General features: G+C 48.8%; 17 protein-coding genes. 15 read left to right on the forward strand and 2 right to left on the reverse strand.

Translation table 11 applies throughout. From position 1 onward, the window contains the following. Positions 1–44: 44 nt before the first annotated feature. Complete coding sequence (locus tag IPL85_02640; protein ID QQS20319.1) at positions 45–578, reverse strand: transposase; 534 nt, start codon at positions 576–578, stop codon at positions 45–47. Then, on the reverse strand, positions 512–1015 hold the full coding sequence (locus tag IPL85_02645; GenBank protein ID QQS20320.1) for a helix-turn-helix domain-containing protein: 504 nt from the start codon (positions 1013–1015) through the stop codon (positions 512–514). Before IPL85_02645 ends, IPL85_02640 begins: the two co-directional genes overlap by 67 nt. A 49-nt stretch (positions 1016–1064) precedes the next feature. Here IPL85_02645 and IPL85_02650 point away from each other — a divergent pair, with 49 nt between their 5' ends. The 15 genes from IPL85_02650 to IPL85_02720 all read left to right on the forward strand — a co-directional run bounded on the left by IPL85_02650 (position 1065) and on the right by IPL85_02720 (position 13720). Next, complete coding sequence (locus IPL85_02650) at positions 1065–1223, forward strand: hypothetical protein (GenBank protein ID QQS20321.1); 159 nt, start codon at positions 1065–1067, stop codon at positions 1221–1223. A gap of 113 nt (positions 1224–1336) precedes the next feature. After that, complete coding sequence (gene rpsO / locus IPL85_02655; protein QQS20322.1) at positions 1337–1603, forward strand: 30S ribosomal protein S15; 267 nt, start codon at positions 1337–1339, stop codon at positions 1601–1603. A gap of 288 nt (positions 1604–1891) precedes the next feature. Further along, positions 1892–4039, forward strand: coding sequence for a polyribonucleotide nucleotidyltransferase (gene pnp / locus IPL85_02660; GenBank protein ID QQS20323.1), 2148 nt, complete (start codon positions 1892–1894; stop codon positions 4037–4039). Between the two features lie 14 nt (positions 4040–4053). Continuing rightward, complete coding sequence (locus IPL85_02665; GenBank protein QQS20324.1) at positions 4054–4452, forward strand: hypothetical protein; 399 nt, start codon at positions 4054–4056, stop codon at positions 4450–4452. After that, positions 4439–5080, forward strand: a complete 642-nt coding sequence (locus tag IPL85_02670) for a uracil-DNA glycosylase (protein ID QQS20325.1) — start codon at positions 4439–4441, stop codon at positions 5078–5080. The genes IPL85_02665 and IPL85_02670 overlap by 14 nt, the downstream gene beginning before the upstream one ends. Next, entirely contained in the window at positions 5070–7193 is a 2124-nt protein-coding gene (locus tag IPL85_02675; protein QQS20326.1) for a ribonuclease J, read from the forward strand. Before IPL85_02670 ends, IPL85_02675 begins: the two co-directional genes overlap by 11 nt. A 68-nt stretch (positions 7194–7261) precedes the next feature. Next, entirely contained in the window at positions 7262–7642 is a 381-nt protein-coding gene (locus IPL85_02680) for a hypothetical protein (GenBank protein ID QQS20327.1), read from the forward strand. 52 nt (positions 7643–7694) lie between these two features. Further along, positions 7695–7982 carry a hypothetical protein gene (locus IPL85_02685; protein ID QQS20328.1) on the forward strand — a complete coding sequence of 96 codons (288 nt, stop codon included), beginning with the start codon at positions 7695–7697 and terminating at the stop codon, positions 7980–7982. 20 nt (positions 7983–8002) lie between these two features. Then, entirely contained in the window at positions 8003–10264 is a 2262-nt protein-coding gene (locus IPL85_02690) for a DNA translocase FtsK 4TM domain-containing protein (protein ID QQS20329.1), read from the forward strand. Between the two features lie 407 nt (positions 10265–10671). Beyond that, positions 10672–11049, forward strand: coding sequence for a 30S ribosomal protein S6 (gene rpsF / locus IPL85_02695; GenBank protein ID QQS20330.1), 378 nt, complete (start codon positions 10672–10674; stop codon positions 11047–11049). A 3-nt stretch (positions 11050–11052) separates the two neighbouring features. Then, positions 11053–11256 carry a 30S ribosomal protein S18 gene (locus IPL85_02700; GenBank protein QQS20331.1) on the forward strand — a complete coding sequence of 68 codons (204 nt, stop codon included), beginning with the start codon at positions 11053–11055 and terminating at the stop codon, positions 11254–11256. A 181-nt stretch (positions 11257–11437) separates the two neighbouring features. Next, positions 11438–11914 (forward strand): single-stranded DNA-binding protein, encoded by a 477-nt coding sequence (locus IPL85_02705; protein ID QQS20332.1) that lies wholly within the window; start codon positions 11438–11440, stop codon positions 11912–11914. A gap of 6 nt (positions 11915–11920) precedes the next feature. After that, positions 11921–12244, forward strand: coding sequence for a hypothetical protein (locus IPL85_02710; GenBank protein ID QQS20333.1), 324 nt, complete (start codon positions 11921–11923; stop codon positions 12242–12244). Positions 12245–12369: 125 nt separating this feature from the next. After that, positions 12370–12936: an elongation factor P gene (gene efp, locus IPL85_02715; protein ID QQS20334.1), complete on the forward strand. Its 567-nt coding sequence runs from the start codon at positions 12370–12372 to the stop codon at positions 12934–12936. 4 nt (positions 12937–12940) lie between these two features. Beyond that, a complete protein-coding gene (locus IPL85_02720) occupies positions 12941–13720 on the forward strand; it encodes a TlyA family RNA methyltransferase (protein QQS20335.1) in 780 nt (259 codons plus the stop codon). Positions 13721–13790: the final 70 nt, after the last annotated feature.

Here is a 13790-nt window from a genome sequence, read left to right on the forward strand (position 1 = left end):
AAGCGGCGTTGCCAGCGACCTGGTTGACCAGCGAGAGGGTCCACCTACCGAACATCTAGCACACTAGTATCCACCGTCGCCTGCTCGTAACCCTTCAAGCTTTGCAGGTATTCAATCGGTGTCATCATGTCTAGCATACTATGCGGTCGGTAAAAGTTGTAGTCGAGACAATCTTCGTTACAAAACTCTCTTAATTCGACAAGTGTGTGCGAATTCGTTGTTAGCCGTTTGTATCTATCCTTGTCTACTCCGTGCGGTCGCTCGACTCGACCGTTGAGATGTGGCGATGACGGCGGGATGCGGAGGTGCTCAATCCCATGTTCTCTGAGCCACCGGACAGTCGGGCACTCTGTTTCCGGTCTCACTTGCGGCAAATGGTCGTAGGTGAACTCTGTGCCATTGTCGGTCTGAATCCCTTTGAACCTGAAAGCTGGGTCAAAGAACCTGACCGCATGCTCAAGAAAATCTACCGTTGTCGCAGGGTCGCATCCAGGATAGATCCGTTTGTATTTTATCCTCGTAGCACAGTCGACGATGTCATACTGGTAGCCTTTGCGCTTCCAATGTTTGACATCCATCTGTCCGACTTCGCCCGGGTAATACTCACGGTCACTGAGCTGGCGGGTTTTGCGTACCTTCTTTTGCGCTCTTCTAGTAACTTTGCTCGGCTCAGGATGTTGTGGACACCGTGCACAGATGTGGCGACGCCGTAATCCCGCCTGAGGACATGCGCAAGAGCATTTTCGCCGTAACCAAGACCAAGGCGAAGCTGCACGACGAGACTCACTACCTCGTCATCGGCGTCATTAGTGTGGCTCTTTGGCGTACGAGGCATATCGTACAGGCTCGTCAGGGCTTTGCCCTGACTCACCCAGCGACTATGCCAGTAGTAATATGTTCGTCGAGGAATGCCGTAGAACCGGCAGGCTGCCGCAACATTCCCGAGTTCTTCGGCTTTACGAAACCACCCTAAACGAATCCGTGCTCCATACACGAGCAATTGTTTCTCTGTCATCTTGCGGTATCTCACTTTCACTCCTTTCTACTTTAGTGAGGTGATGAAAGTGTGCAAGATGTATGGGAGGTTAATAGTTGACCAGCGAGAGATTATTGACCAGTGGCTCACCAAATGCCACAACTACCGTCCGCACCAAGCACTCGGCTATTTGACACCCGATGAATACCAGGCCAAACTGGAGACAGAAGCGTCCTCGAAGTATTGAACCTCCACAGAGTGTTGCATAAGAGGTGGTCTTCTGATACAATTGCATGTAACGCCATCAGTAATCTCTTGAGTAATAGTTTTGGAACAATAAGGAAGGACGTACTAGCGAGTATGATAGCAGCGGAGAAAAAAGACAAAATTGTAAATGATTTACAAGCCAGTAAGGCAGACACCGGTAGCTCGGCTGTACAAGTCGGTATATTTACTGAGCGTATCAAGGAGCTTACCGAGCACCTGAAGGTCAACAAGAAAGATTTTGCAGCTCGTCGCGGGCTGTTGCAGCTCGTCGGCAAACGCAAGCGGTTGTTGCAGTATATTGCAGCACAAGACGGTCAAGCGTACCTTAACCTTATAAAGAAACTCGGCATTCGCCGCTAGGGCTCATGCCCTATTTTTCGCACATTTCGTTGTTAGTAGTTCCAGCTCTCGCTCACCGTACTACAATACGGCTCGCTCTGAGCTTCACTGCTGCTCGGTAAGTGTACGGAAACTAGGGCATCACCAAATTTTGCTCCGGACATTGGAATGTACAGTGGTAAATTCCAACATCTAGAACCAAAATTCTAGCTACATTAACTATCGGTGGGTGATAAAGAGCAGGTTTCCACTTTGTATCTCAAAGAGTGGATGCTTGAACCTTGTTGCTCACCAGAAGGAGGTTCATAAATGAGCCAAATCACGACAAAAACCATAAACCCTTACGGCAAAGATCTTGTTGTCGTCGAGACTGAGTTTTGTGGCCGAACACTGACACTAGAAGTTAACCGCGTTGGTTTTCGTACGACGGCGAGTGTGCTTGTACGCTACGGAGACACGGTTGTGCTTGGGACGACTATGCTTGGCAAGCCCATACAGGGCATGGACTATTTTCCGTTAAGTATTGATTATGAAGAAAAATTCTACGCAGCCGGCAAAATCAGTGGTTCGCGGTTCGTAAAGCGCGAAGGTCGCCCAAGTGACGATGCTATCCTGATTGGTCGTCTCATAGACAGACCAATCCGTCCGCTGTTCCCGAAAGGCTATCGTAACGAAGTTCAGGGTGTGGCCAGCGTACTTAGTATGGATCCGGCATTTCGCCCAGACATGGTTGCTATGATCGCCATGAGTGCGGCACTTATGCTTACGGGAGCACCGTTTGATGGTCCAGTGGCCGGTGTGCGCGTTGGCATGACAGATAGTGGTGAGTTCAAAGCCTTTATGAGCGCTGAAGAACTAAATGCAAGTAAACTTGACCTCGTTGTGGCTGCCCGTGAAGGCGGAGTCATGATGGTAGAAGCTGGTGCCAATGAAGCAACCGAAGAAGAAGTAGTAGCAGCGCTCAAGTTTGCCGAGGAAGCTATACAGCCTGCACTCGCCGTTCAGGCAGAGCTTGCTAAGAAGGTCGGAGTGAAACCCGCCGAATATGAATTGATCCTCCCAGATGAAAAAGTCCAAGCAGCCGTTGACGCATGGGTATCCGACAAGCTCGGTGAGGGTTTGCGCCTGCCATACCCAGAACGCAATGAAATGATTGGAGTTTTGAAAGAGCAGTTTCACATTGCTTTTGCTAAGGAACTGGGCGAACAAGAGTACACCGTAGTACGTACTGAGTATGACGAAGCATTTCAAATGGCACTGCATAAGGATGTGAGGGCTGGCATTGTCAAAGACGGGACTCGTCCTGATGGCCGCAAACTGACCGATATTCGTCCGCTTAGCTCAGAGGTTGGTTTATTACCTCGGGCGCATGGCTCGAGCATATTTACCCGCGGTATGACTCAGGGGATGAACATTGTCACGCTCGCGCCGCTTTCATATGCGCAGTTTGTCGACACCATGGAAAAGAACGAAGAGCGCCGCTACATGCACCACTACAACGCGCCGGGCTATACGGTTGGCGAAGTGCGCCGTTTGGGTTCACCGGGTCGCCGCGAAATTGGCCATGGGTATCTCGCAGAGCGCGCCTTGACTGCGGTACTGCCTTCTGAAGCAGATTTTCCGTATGCTATTCGTTCGGTAACCGAGATTATGAGCCAAAACGGTTCAACTAGTATGGCCGCAACCTGCTCAAGCTGTCTTGCGCTCATGGACGCAGGCGTACCTCTGAAAGCACCCGTATCGGGTATTGCCATGGGACTCATGGTAGACGGTGACAAGACGTACATACTAAGCGACATTGCCGACGCCGAGGACTTTGCGGGCGACATGGACTTTAAGGTGGCCGGCACCGCAGTGGGTATTACTGCGCTTCAAATGGACATGAAAGTACACGGACTGCCTATTGCGGTGCTTGCAAAGGCACTTGCACAGGGCAAAGAGGGCCGAGCCCACATACTTGAACACATGATAACAACTATGCCGGAGCCTCGCGCCGAACTTAGCCCGTATGCACCGCGCGTAGAGAGTATTACCATTAACCCAGATAAAATTCGTGAAATCATTGGCAAGGGTGGCGAAACCATCCAGAAAATAACCGCCGAAACAGGTACCGAAATTGACATTAAAGACGACGGTACCATAATGATTGCGAGTCCAGACGGCGCGGCCATTCAGAAGGCAAAAGACTGGATTGCTAGCATTGTTGAAGACCCAGAAGTCGGCAAAATATATGTCGACAAGCCAGTCGTATCTGTCCTAGACTTTGGTGCATTCGTACAAATTATGCCAGGCAAAGATGGCTTAGTACACGTCAGTGAAATGAGCGAAGAACGCGTAAACAAGCCAAGCGATGTCGTCAAAGAAGGCGACCTCGTCACGGTAAAACTAGTGGCCATAGATGACCGTGGCCGCTTGCAACTGAGCATGAAAGCAGCCGCCCGCGAACTCAGCAAATAAGAAGCAGAGAGCCCATGACCATTCCATTAAAATCAGAGTCAGACCAAAGTAGTTTTTTTGAAAGTCGGTTGAATAAAGCGATGAAGCTTAACAGCCCTTTCTATGCATCGCTATCTGAAAATCAGAAGGTAGCGTACCTGCGGCAATATAAACTGCAGGTAATTGCCTTCGGCGTCGTTATGGTGGTCATTGTTCTTGGGCTTTTGTTTGGATTCCAAACTAAGCTAATCACTGGATTCGCAGTTCTATCGATCCTAGCTTTAAGTGCGTCCGCGCTCATGCACAAACAAACCTACTGGCAATTGTTTGTGCATGAGCGACGTAGTAACCGCGAAAAAAGCGCCACACACCGGGAAGAGCTAGAGAGTTTCGCAAAACAACTCCAGAAAGAACACTCTTATGACCGACAGTAAAACACAACTTAGACTTGATGAACTAAAAAATCGAATACAGGCATCTGACGTTACCCCTGAGCTCAAAAACCAAGCTACCCAGCTGGTTTTTGGGGCGGGTAACCCTAGCGCCGATGTTGTGTTTATCGGTGAGGCTCCGGGTAAAAAAGAAGACCTCACTGGCGAACCATTCGTCGGCGCTGCCGGCAAATTCTTAAACGAAATGCTTGGTAGCATTGGCATGAAAAGGGAAGATGTATTCATTACCAACATAGTGAAATATCGCCCGCCCAACAACAGAGATCCGTTGCCAGAAGAAAAAAAGGCTTTCCTGCCGTATTTGCAGGAGCAGCTAGAGATTATTCAACCAAAAATTGTGGTGACACTGGGGCGACACAGTGGCGGGTGCTTTCTCCCAGATTTGCACATAAGTAACGACCACGGTCAGCCCAAACGGCTTAAGCTACAGTTCCATGATGACAAGACAAAGAGTTTTGCCGTCGTGGTACTGCCGCTCTATCACCCGGCTGCGGCACTATACAATGGGAGCATGCGTAAAGTCCTCGTGGAGGATTTTAGCCTCATCCCAACTATTTTAGAAAAATTAACTCTCAAACAAACTAAGAAAGGGAGAAACAATGGAAAATAATGGAAATAGAGACAACAGACAAGAGTCAAGAGACAACAGACCGCGGGGCGGCCAGAATAATGGCAATCAGCGGCGATCAAACCAAAAAGCACGAATGCCGCAGAACAGCGCTGGTCAAAATGGCCAGGCGACCGAAAAACGGCCGACAGTAAGCCGCGGGGCGGCGGTGCGGGCGCAAAAGCGGACACAAATGGATGCACAGCGTGTCGCAAACCACTGGATGCCGGCGCAGGTAGATGAATCAAAACGGGCCAACTTTATAGACGATTCACCGCGCCTGAAGGTTATCGGTCTTGGTGGTATGGACGGTGGTGGTTCAAAGAACATGATTCTCGTAGAGTATGTCAACGACGCAGTCGTGATAGATGCCGGCAATGACCTTAGTGTTGACTTGCCGGGCATTAACTACGGCATTGCCGACACGGCCTACATGGAGACGGTACGCCACAAACTGCGCGCCTACATAATTACCCACGGGCATCTTGACCACATAGGTGGTTTGCCGCACATTGTACCAAGGTTTCCAGCGCCTATTTACGGCAGCAAGTTTACGATTGGCCGCGTGCACGAAATATTTGAAAACTTTGGGCTTCCTATGCCTGACGGGTTTGAGCTACAGACAGTGGAAATGAACGAAAACACGCACGAACGGCTCAAAATCGGCGAATTTTTCGTTGAGCTCGTGCGAGTGACACACTCCATCCCGGGTAGTACCATTGTGGTGCTCGATACTCCCGTTGGACGTATCATAAACACTGGAGATTTCCGGTTTGACCCGAGCCCACTTGATCATGAACGTACCGATATGGAACGCCTGATAGAACTGGGCAACGAAGGTGTACTGGCGCTACTTAGTGAAAGTACCACGGTTGAGCGCATAGGTCGCACGCCTTCAGAAAGCACCATCGAGCAGAGCTATGTTGACATTATGAACCAAGCCCCAGGGCGGATATTTGTTGGTGTGTTTAGTACAAACATGAACCGCATACAGATGATTGTCAACGCTGCCGTGCACCATGGTCGCAAGGTGGCCATAGACGGCCGCAGCATGGTGAGTACGCTCGAAATGGCGGTCAGGCATGGGTATATGAAAATTCCCAAGGGCACGTTTGTTCCGATTGCTTCAGTGCCCGGCTTGAGCGATGATAAGCTCGTCGTGATCTGTACAGGTAGCCAAGGCGAACCTTCTTCGGCGCTGCAGCGCATGGCAAATGGCGAGCACAGGCATATTAAACTCAAAGAACAAGACACAGTAATCCTTTCTAGCACGCCTATTCCCGAAAGCGGTAACGACGCGTTAATTGGACAGATGGTCGACGACTTGACCAAGAAAAATGTCCATGTTTTTGAACACCGTAATCACGACCTAGACAATGTTGGGCCACTCCATGTTTCTGGGCACGCTAGCCGTGACGAATACGCCGAGATGATTCAAATGACAAAACCAAAGTTTTTCATTCCTATCTACGGCGCATACCGTGTCAAGCAGCGTCACATAGAACTCGCTGTGGAGCAGGGGATTCCGCGCGCAAACTGCCTCAATGCCCTAAACGGGGAAGTCATTGCTCTGACACCCGATAAAATGGAAGTTATTGGCGAAGTGCCTTCCGGAACCATTTTGGTTGACCAAACCGGTGCACTTGTAAGTAATGTCGTGGTAAAAGACAGGGTACTTTTAGCAGAAGAAGGCCTGGTGGCAGTGGTTATAACGGTAGATAAAAGAACTGGTGGTCTTATGACCAGCCCAGATATTATTAGCCGCGGGTTTATATATATGCGTGAGCAAGAGGAAATTATGAATGGCTTACGAAATGAGGTGCGCCGCGCTGTACAGCAACGGTTCAAGCGCATAGACATTGATCGGTTTAAGGCAGAAATAAAAGACCACATTACGCACTACCTCTTTGAGCAGACTGGTCGTAGCCCCATTGTCATACCAGTTGTAAATATACTTGGAGGCAAAAGTGAAAAACCCGCAGCGGCAGGGCGTGCAGCAGACAGCGAAAAGCCTGTCGAGAAAGTAAAAACATCTGAGGAAATTGCCGCCGAACAGCAAGCTCGTTTCCAGGCCATGCGTGAACGTCTCCTGAACCAAGACCCCCGCGTTGACTAGCCCCGCAGGAGTACCTAAAACCATAACTACTATTGACAAAACGTCAATAATTCGCTAACATATGTATCATGTCTTTTCGTAGAAAAAAAACAAACACTCCAGCCGGACATACAAGGGGTAATAACGTATGGGATGACGAATATACAACTTACCCAAGGACCGGCGAGGATCTTAAAGCAGCGCTCAAAGTTGCATGGCTGTCTGGGTGGAATACGGCCCCACAGATCGCTGCTGTATTAGGCGTCGATGAGATGTTAAAGGGTCGTACGGGGCATTGTTACCCACGTACTCCAGGAGATGAGCAGGCAGCGAGACAAGCTGAAGCATTTGGCGCATACAAAGCGGTGGTTACAGGTATCGGCGATATGGCCATCGAGGGAGTGCCTGGCAACACAAGATCCACCGCAGGTCCACAAGATTCCATACCACAAGATTGCGCCCGCGAGTAATGTACACAGATTATCTTACGCAATTCGCAAAACAGTTTAAGGCTTGGTTATCATGACAAATGTAAATCCTCAAACTTCTCCCAGGCCGCCAGATGTCTGGCTTGCTGCCGAAGCAGGGGGTGATGAGCGACTGGAGAAGCTATTGGGTTTAAAGGAAGAGTTGATGTGGTGGCTAGGCGGGATTAGAGGGGGTGAATTACTTGGAACGGTGGAAGTTGTTGAAGCTGCAGTTGATTACACACATAGCAATATACACAGGCGCCAGCGTTCACTGGACATTGACCCAAGCGCTGGAGGACCGACCAGCTATGCTCAGGAGAGTAGACCAGAACACGAATAAACAGTATAATCAAAAGCGTTATGGCAAAAAAGAAAAAACAAAGTAGAAAAAAAGTTGCAAAACCAGTAGTACGCGAGCCGTCACCTGTGATGGGCTATGTGCTAGCTGTTGTGTTTGTGCTGTCCGCACTGTTTATTTTCCTAGGTGGGTTTAACGCCGGCGGTAGTCTACCAAAAGGTCTATTTGGTGCCATGAGCTGGCTGTTTGGTTGGGGTGCCTGGCTGGTGCCTATCAGCCTTCTTTATTGGGGGTTCTACAAATTTACTAATGATGATCACCGAGTACCTCGTGGGCGCGTTTTTAGCATGTATATGTATCTTGTGCTCATGTCCGCATGGTTTTTTACCGCCTTTGCCAGCACACACGAAGAACCAGGTTTGGCGACTCAGACGGTTGGCGGTAACGGTGGTCACATCGGCGTCGCAGTCGGCGATGCCGTGCTTGCTGCGCTCGATAAGGTGCCGGCCAGTCTGTTGTTTTTTGCATTTGGCCTACTGACGTTTTTCTTTGCATTTGGCATATCACCCAAAGTACTACTGAATCTTGGCAGACTGTTTCATCGCCGTGCGGTCGAGGAGGAGGGTGAGCTAGCTGCCTTAAAAGCAAAGGCCGCCGAAACGGGCTTCCAGCTTAACGAGGGCGTGCCAGTAGTGAAGCACAGTGAGGGTATGTTTACGAAAGAGCAAATTCATCATGCGTCTTTCAAAAACACGGCCGCAAAACTTTCTGCAAATGAAAGCCACGAAGCCCTGACAACGACAAGCGATCCCGGCTGGGTGCTGCCGAGCATAGAGCTGCTAGACCAAAAGCAAGACAAAGCAGACGCTGGCAATGTCGAAGGAAATGCACGGATTATCAAAGAAACCTTCGCCAACTTTGCTATAGATGTCGAAATGGAAGGGGCAAACATTGGCCCCCGGGTGACACAGTATACGCTGCGACCACCCACCGGAGTTAAACTGACCAAAATTACTGCGCTTGAAAACAACCTTGCGCTTGACTTGGCCGCTACAACCATTCGCATGGAGGCGCCTATTCCAGGTAAGCGGGCGGTCGGTATAGAGGTACCAAATGTCAAAGGCGCTACTGTGCGCCTAAGCTCAATTTTTCAGTCGCGCGGGTGGGCAGAGAGCACAGGTCCTCTCACCTTTGCTATTGGTAAAGACATTGTTGGGAAATCGGTAGTGGCAGATTTGGCTCGTATGCCGCACTTGCTCGTGGCAGGGCAGACTGGTTCGGGTAAGTCTGTCATGATAAACGACATATTGACCAGCTTGCTGTACCGCAACAGCCCAAGTGACCTCAAACTTATACTCGTCGATCCGAAGCAAGTTGAGCTGACACCGTACAATGACCTCCCGCACCTCTTAACGCCAGTAATACATGAGCCTGAAAAGTGCATATCGGCACTCAAATGGGCGGTGGCAGAAATGGAACGCCGCCTGCGTACCATGGCAGAAGTTAGCAAGCGAAATATAGAAGAGTACAACAAAATCAAACCAGATGAAAAAATGCCATATGTTGTCATTGTCATTGATGAGCTCTCTGACCTTATGATGATGGCGGCTCGAGATGTGGAAGCACTTGTTGTCCGCATTGCCCAAAAAGCTCGTGCGGCAGGCATACACCTGATACTCGCAACCCAGCGCCCCAGTGTGAATGTAATAACGGGGCTGATAAAAGCTAACGTTCCGGCTCGAATTGCCTTCACCACGGTGAGCCAGGTAGACAGCCGCACCATAATTGATCAAATGGGAGCCGAAAAACTCTTGGGGCGAGGGGATATGCTTTATCAGACGTCTGATATGCCGGCCCCAAAGCGCGTTCAAGCAGCTTTTGTCAGTGACGGCGAATCAATGAAGGTAAACGACTTTATCCGCGAGCAGCGTGCACCGGACTACAACGATGAGGTTGTCAGTCAGCCGGTGCAGATTGGTAAGGGTGGTGTTGTGGTCACGGATGACCACGGCAGTAATGCAGACGAAGACATGTTCCGCGATGCAGTGCGTGTGGTCATAGATAGCCGCAAAGCATCCACTTCGTTGCTACAACGTCGCCTACGTATTGGCTATGGGCGTGCGGCGCGGCTCATGGAAGAAATGGAAGAGCAGGGCATAATAGGCGCAGCAGACGGCAGCCGACCACGAGATGTATTGGTGAGTAGCTTAGATCAAGTATTTGGCGGCGGAGCTACTGCAAATGGTGATGAATCTGGCTCAGACCTCGACGAATATGGTGTTCCCGTTGAACCCAACGATCGCGACGAATACCTCGCTCGGTAGCACTTTTATTGCTCAATGGTGTAGAGCTATAATTATGGTGACTGCAACAAATGTATTCAATTTTGGTCGGGCCACTTATATATTTTGTTGTGGGCAGTGCAACGGTTCGATTTTGAATAACAGATTGGGATAGAGAATTTTACTACACATTTTGCTTGCGTTTTGAATTTTGCGGGTCTACCATGGAGTTAAAACAAACAAGCCAAATGGAGCGAGGTGGTGAAATAGTCGTACTGTATTGAGAGACTACAACGCGACTACATCATCTCCCTCCAGGCTCAAATAAATTAACACCTGCTAGAGCAGGTTTTTTTGTTGACCGGATAAAGATATTACGCTATAATTTTCAGTACTATCAACTCAACTTGCATCTTCAGGAGTGCAGGTTTTAACCAAAGGAGTGTTTCGTGAATAATTACGAAATAGCAATTCTTTTTGACCCAGGTCTAGAAGTAGACTTGGATCAAGCGACCAAAAAGGTCGAAAAAATATTTACAGACAATGGCGGTAAGGTTGCCAAAGTTGACAACTGGGGCAAGAAAAAACTTGCCTACGTAATTAAAAAACACGATAGTGCCGTCTACGTTTTTTATACAGTTGACTTGCCGGGTGAAGGCGTGCGCAAAGTAGAATATACACTGAACATTACGGACGAAGTAATACGGTTTTTGATTGTGCGACCTGACGAGAAAAAGATTGCCAAAGCTGAGGCTGAAAAAGCGCGCAAGGCAGAGCAAGCAAATAAACGTGGCGACCGTGAAGACAAGGAAGAGGAAGAGGAATAAACTATGGCGAAGATTTTTAAACACCGAACAGACGTTGCTTATTTTGACTACAAAGATTTCAAAACGTTGCAGCGCTATGTAGACCAGTACGGTCGCATAGAGTCCCGCAAAAAAACAGGCCTCACTGAATCTGAGCAACGCCATCTAGCAGTTGCGATTAAGCGAGCACGACATATTGCACTTCTGCCATTTGTGGCAACTGCCTAGAGCAGGTTGATCTTTGATCTACGGCAGTTTGCATTGATTAAACGTATTCACGAGACCGGCCAAGAAACGATCAACGATTAATGTAAAATAATCAATCTGCCTTGACGTACGCCAGCTACGGGCGTACGGTGAGTAGTACAAATTAATGAGGACGTAGTTTCCTCGGAGGGGAGTTGCTGTTGTGGCACGTAGTTTCAACCAAGTAATCTTAATGGGGAATCTCACTCGGGATCCAGAGCTCAGGCAAACGCCAAACGGCCAGAATGTCTGTAGTTTTTCACTTGCTCTTAACAGGGCTTACAAGAGCGCTGATGGCGAATGGCAGGAAGCGACTGACTATGTTGATGTTGTCGCCTGGGGGCCACTGGGCGAGCGCGTAGCACAGTATTTGAACAAGGGCAGCCAGTGTTTGGTCAATGGTCGCTTGCAATCTCGCAGTTGGGAGCAGGAGGGTCAAAAACGCAGTAAAGTTGAGGTCAATGCTCAGGATGTTACATTTTTGGGTGGACGCGGCGGAGATGCCGGCAACGGTAATAACCAAAATACCAACTCAAACAGCGGCAGTTCAACTAGTCGACCAGCGGCAAAGAAAAAAGACGATGTAGTAATTGAGGATGTTGGTGACGAGCCAATCAACCTCGATGACATACCGTTTTAGCCGTCCATGCGTGAATCACTCACCAGTGTCATGCTGCAGCTTGAGCGGGGAGTAAAAGTAACTCTTCGTGATGTCGATATAGAGAGCGTGCCAAGGGATCAAAGAGAGTATATGGCAAAGCTTAAGCACGCTCTAAACGAAATCAGACTTGATGTTCGCGACTATGAATATGCCGAAACCCGTGACGAACAGCTACGGTGGGCAAAAATTGGCCAGCATAATCTGCGAGTTCTGAACACCTTGATACTTCGGCTCGACAGTGTTTTCGGCCCAGCAGATGTTGCCGAAATTGGCGCACGCATAGACTTTCTCCAAACAGCGCTTGTGTAATTTTACCCAAGCGAGCGAGAACGAAACCTCTAGCGCTTAGATTAAGGTAAATCGGTGGTGGTATTGTGTTAACAGAGGTGGTATACTGTTTTTTAAGCATATACTGAGCTCACAAAGGAGAACAAATGGCATTGTCGATTACTAACCTCAAAAAAGGTGTGGTGTTTCAGCTGGACGGTGAACCGTATCGGGTTGTTGAGTATAATCAGAAAGTAATGGGACGTGGCGGTAGTATTGTAAATGTACGTGTTCGCAGTTTGTTGGACGGAAAGGTTCTAGAGAAGACATTTAAAGGCAATGAGCAGCTTGAAACAGCCGATGTTTCCAACCAAACCGTGCAGTACCTGTACAGTGATGGCACGATTTTCCATTTTATGAATCAAGAAAGCTTTGAGCAGTTTGAAGTCAGCAATGAGCTGATGGGCGACGGCGCAGGCTACATAAAAGAGGGTGACATGGTCAATCTGCAGTTTTTTAACGGTGTGCCGATAAACGTTGAACTGCCCAAAAACGTACCGCTGCTGGTCACTTACACTGAACATGCAGTGAAAGGCGACACAAGCAGCTCCATCACAAAAGATGCAACGCTCGAAACAGGCATCACCATAAAAGTACCGGCCTTTATTAAACAAGGCGACGTTATCTCGGTAGACACAAGCAACGGCGCCTACCGTGAGCGCGTAAAGGAGTAGCTTCGTGAAACGACGTCTTGATGTAGAGCTTGCCGCTCGAGGGCTCGTTGCTTCTCGGTCGCAGGCAGAGTCATACATACGCCTTGGTAAAATTAAGGTAAATGGACGCGTGATAACAAAGGCAGGATTTTTAGCTGCCGCAGAAGACTCGTTACAGATCTCTCAGGAAGAGCAGTACGTTAGCCGAGCGGCGCTGAAGCTAAAAAGTGCTGATGATGTGTTTGGTATTGAATGGCAGGGTAAAACAGTTTTGGACGTAGGCAGTAGCACGGGTGGCTTCACGCAGTATGCGCTGCTGCACGGCGCGCAAAAGGTCATTGCGGTTGATGTCGGTACTGACCAACTGCACCCAAGCCTGCGTAATGATAGCCGGATTGAATTATATGAAAAAACTGACATCAGAGATGTGCAAAAAATGAATGATATACCGCTCCGGAAGCAAAAAAACTCGCAGCCAACGACATCCGTCATCCTTAACTCACCAGTTGATATTGTGCTCGCAGACGTTAGCTTCATAAGTTTAAGAGAAATTCTTCCGACAGTTTCCAAGCTCGTGACTTCAGACTCGCAACTAATCATTATGGTTAAACCGCAGTTTGAGGCGGGGCAAAGCAATCTTAAGCATAAAGGGGTTATAAAAAATGACCGAATGCGCCGGGACATACTAAAAGAATTTGAAATATGGGTACAAGACAAGTTCAAAATTTTGGATAAAAAAGATTCGGAAGTGGCTGGCGGCAAAGGAAATGTTGAGCGATTTTATTTACTTAAAAAACTTTCGTAAACTGCCTACTGAATCACTCGCGAATGGCTCTGGAGGAAGTGCGAGTTTGTGTAATCTTGTTCGGTGCAAG

This window comes from Candidatus Saccharibacteria bacterium (assembly GCA_016699955.1).
Classification (GTDB): Bacteria; Patescibacteriota; Saccharimonadia; order Saccharimonadales; family UBA4665; genus JAGXIT01.

What these genes read in the sequence shown, in the direction of transcription:
- IPL85_02640 (QQS20319.1), bottom strand. Translation starts at nt 578, where the DNA reads ATGGATGTCAAACATTGGAAGCGCAAAGGCTACCAGTATGACATCGTC.
- IPL85_02645 (QQS20320.1), bottom strand. Translation starts at nt 1,015, where the DNA reads ATGACAGAGAAACAATTGCTCGTGTATGGAGCACGGATTCGTTTAGGG.
- rpsO (QQS20322.1), top strand. Translation starts at nt 1,337, where the DNA reads ATGATAGCAGCGGAGAAAAAAGACAAAATTGTAAATGATTTACAAGCC.
- pnp (QQS20323.1), top strand. Translation starts at nt 1,892, where the DNA reads ATGAGCCAAATCACGACAAAAACCATAAACCCTTACGGCAAAGATCTT.
- IPL85_02665 (QQS20324.1), top strand. Translation starts at nt 4,054, where the DNA reads ATGACCATTCCATTAAAATCAGAGTCAGACCAAAGTAGTTTTTTTGAA.
- IPL85_02670 (QQS20325.1), top strand. Translation starts at nt 4,439, where the DNA reads ATGACCGACAGTAAAACACAACTTAGACTTGATGAACTAAAAAATCGA.
- IPL85_02675 (QQS20326.1), top strand. Translation starts at nt 5,070, where the DNA reads ATGGAAAATAATGGAAATAGAGACAACAGACAAGAGTCAAGAGACAAC.
- IPL85_02680 (QQS20327.1), top strand. Translation starts at nt 7,262, where the DNA reads ATGTCTTTTCGTAGAAAAAAAACAAACACTCCAGCCGGACATACAAGG.
- IPL85_02685 (QQS20328.1), top strand. Translation starts at nt 7,695, where the DNA reads ATGACAAATGTAAATCCTCAAACTTCTCCCAGGCCGCCAGATGTCTGG.
- IPL85_02690 (QQS20329.1), top strand. Translation starts at nt 8,003, where the DNA reads ATGGCAAAAAAGAAAAAACAAAGTAGAAAAAAAGTTGCAAAACCAGTA.
- IPL85_02700 (QQS20331.1), top strand. Translation starts at nt 11,053, where the DNA reads ATGGCGAAGATTTTTAAACACCGAACAGACGTTGCTTATTTTGACTAC.
- IPL85_02710 (QQS20333.1), top strand. Translation starts at nt 11,921, where the DNA reads ATGCGTGAATCACTCACCAGTGTCATGCTGCAGCTTGAGCGGGGAGTA.
- efp (QQS20334.1), top strand. Translation starts at nt 12,370, where the DNA reads ATGGCATTGTCGATTACTAACCTCAAAAAAGGTGTGGTGTTTCAGCTG.